The organism is Protofrankia sp. Cj3 (genome assembly GCF_917627355.1).
In the GTDB taxonomy this organism is placed as follows: domain Bacteria; phylum Actinomycetota; class Actinomycetes; order Frankiales; family Frankiaceae; genus Protofrankia.
The window spans coordinates 12,419-14,541 of record NZ_CAKJTR010000140.1 but is presented as its reverse complement, the minus strand read 5'-3'; the positions used below and the strand labels follow the sequence as shown (position 1 = coordinate 14,541).

Here is a 2,123-nt window from a genome sequence, read left to right as displayed (position 1 = left end):
GGCTCCGTACTGGTGGCTGCGCTGCCTGGTGGGAGTGCACAACGACGGCCACCCCGCGACCAGGCTCTACCACCGGGTGCTGGTCTGGGACATGATGCGCCGGCCGTGGCCCACCCGCCTCGCCGAACGGGTGCTCAATCCGCTCATCGGCAAGAGCGTCGTGTTCTATCTGCGCAAACCGGAGGTCCCGCGTGCGGCCGGTTAAGCCCACCCCACCGCTCACCCCGGACGCGATCGCCGAGACCGCGGCCACGATCGTCGCCGTCCAGGAGCCCGACGGCGCCATCCCCTGGTATCCGGGCGGGCACACCGACCCGTGGGATCACCTCGAGTGCGCGATGGCGCTACGGATCGCCGGCCGGCCAGACACCATCGAAGCCGTGGACGCCGCCTGGGAGTGGATCCGCCACACCCAGCGGGATGACGGATCATGGGCGACCAGCTACGTCGCCGGTCAGATCAAGGACGACTTCGCCGACAGCAACCAGTGCGCCTACGTGGCGACCGCGGCCTGGCACAGCTGGCTCGCCACCGGCGACCGTTCCTTCCTGCGGCGGATGTGGCCGGTCGTACGTGCCGCGCTCGACTTCGTCGTGGGCCTGCAGGCCGCCGGCGGCCAGATCTGGTGGGCACGCTCGGCGGACGGCACCGCCTACCCCGAGGCGCTGCTCACCGGATGCTCCAGCACCCTGCACAGTCTGCGCTGCGGGCTCGGTCTCGCCGCCGCGCTCGGCGAGGCGGTGCCCCGCTGGGAGGCGGCTGCCGGCGCCCTGCACCACGCTCTGCGCGACCATCCGGAGCGCTTCGTGGACAAGCGCCGGTGGTCTATGGACTGGTACTACCCGGTGATCGGCGGCGCGCTGCGCGGCCCGCGGGGCCGGGACCGGCTGCGTAGCCGGTGGGACGACTTCGTCGTCGACGGCCTCGGCGCCCGGTGCGTGGCCGACCAGCCGTGGGTGACCGGCGCCGAGACCTGCGAGCTGGCGATCGCGCTGCATCTGGTCGGGGAGAGCGGCGCCGCGGCCGGGCTGCTCGAAGACATCCAGTTCCTGCGGCACAACGACGGCAGCTACTGGACGGGCTGGCAGTTCGCCGAAAAGCTGTACTGGCCACCGGAGCAGAGCACCTGGACGGCCGCGGCGGTGCTGCTCGCCGTCGACAGTCTCACCGGCGGCGTCACCGAGGCCGCGTTCCGCGGGGACGGCCTGCCCGCGCGACGATCGGCATCCGGTCCCGGCGCGGTGGGTGCGGCAGCGATCCCGCTCGGCTGTTCCTGCGGCCGCGGCTCGGCCGGCCGGCCGCCGGAAAACCTCCGGTCAGGCAGCGCGTTCGAGGACCCGCAGCGATCCCGTGCGTGACCGCTCGGTGAAACCCTCGCCCAGCGCCCGCTGAAACACGGCGAAAGGCGCCTGACCGCCGTCCGCCGGGTCCGCGAACACATCATGGATGACCAGCCGGCCGCCGGGCGAGACGTGGCGCGCCCAGGCCTCGTAGTCGGCCTGAGCCTGTTCGTGGGTGTGCCCGCCGTCCAGGAACAACAGCCCGACCGGCGTCGTCCACCACCGCCCCACCGCCTCGGACCGGCCGACGACCACCGTCACCACATCCGCCACCCCCGCGTCCGCGAGGGTACGCCGCAGCGCCGGCAGGGTGTCGAGCCGGCCCGTACGGGGATCGACGAGGGCCGGATCATGGTACTCCCAGCCGGGCTGGTTCTCCTCCGAGCCGTGGTGATGATCGACGGTGACGACCGCGGCCCCAGCCCGCCGGGCCGCCGCCGCCAGATACAGCGTCGACTTTCCGCAGTAGGTGCCGATCTCACAGATCAGCACGCCCGCGGGCACCTGCGCCGCCGCGGTGTACAGCGCGAGCCCCTCCCCCGCCGGCATGAAGCCCGTCGCGGCCTCGGCCGCCTGCCGCAACGCACCATCCACGCCCGCTCCTCGCTATTAACGGATCTTGCTTAGCGTGACCGTGTCCGGCTCCGCCGTCCTCCTGATCGTGAGGGGCATGGTATCGGCGTGATTATGATCATCCGTGCCGTCGTCATGGCTGTTCGCAGGCGCCCTGCCGTCGCCATCCACAGCGTCGCCATCACCGTTGTCCATGTTGTCTATATTGTC

Annotated in this window: 2 protein-coding genes and 1 pseudogene; 2 read left to right on the top strand and 1 reads right to left on the bottom strand. The window is 71.8% G+C overall.

All coding sequences use genetic code 11. The features are described 5' to 3' along the window. Together MJ783_RS17280 and MJ783_RS17275 are read left to right on the top strand one after the other, a co-directional pair. Nucleotides 1–205 (top strand): annotated as a pseudogene (locus MJ783_RS17280) (SAM-dependent methyltransferase); the annotation flags it as partial. Beyond that, nucleotides 192–1,358 (top strand): hypothetical protein, encoded by a 1,167-nt coding sequence (locus tag MJ783_RS17275; RefSeq protein ID WP_239311540.1) that lies wholly within the window; start codon nucleotides 192–194, stop codon nucleotides 1,356–1,358. The pseudogene MJ783_RS17280 and the gene MJ783_RS17275, both read left to right, overlap by 14 nt. Here the strand turns inward: MJ783_RS17275 and MJ783_RS17270 are convergent. Then, nucleotides 1,317–1,934: a class I SAM-dependent methyltransferase gene (locus tag MJ783_RS17270; protein WP_239311538.1), complete on the bottom strand. Its 618-nt coding sequence runs from the start codon at nucleotides 1,932–1,934 to the stop codon at nucleotides 1,317–1,319. The genes MJ783_RS17275 and MJ783_RS17270 overlap by 42 nt on opposite strands. Nucleotides 1,935–2,123 lie beyond the last annotated feature (189 nt).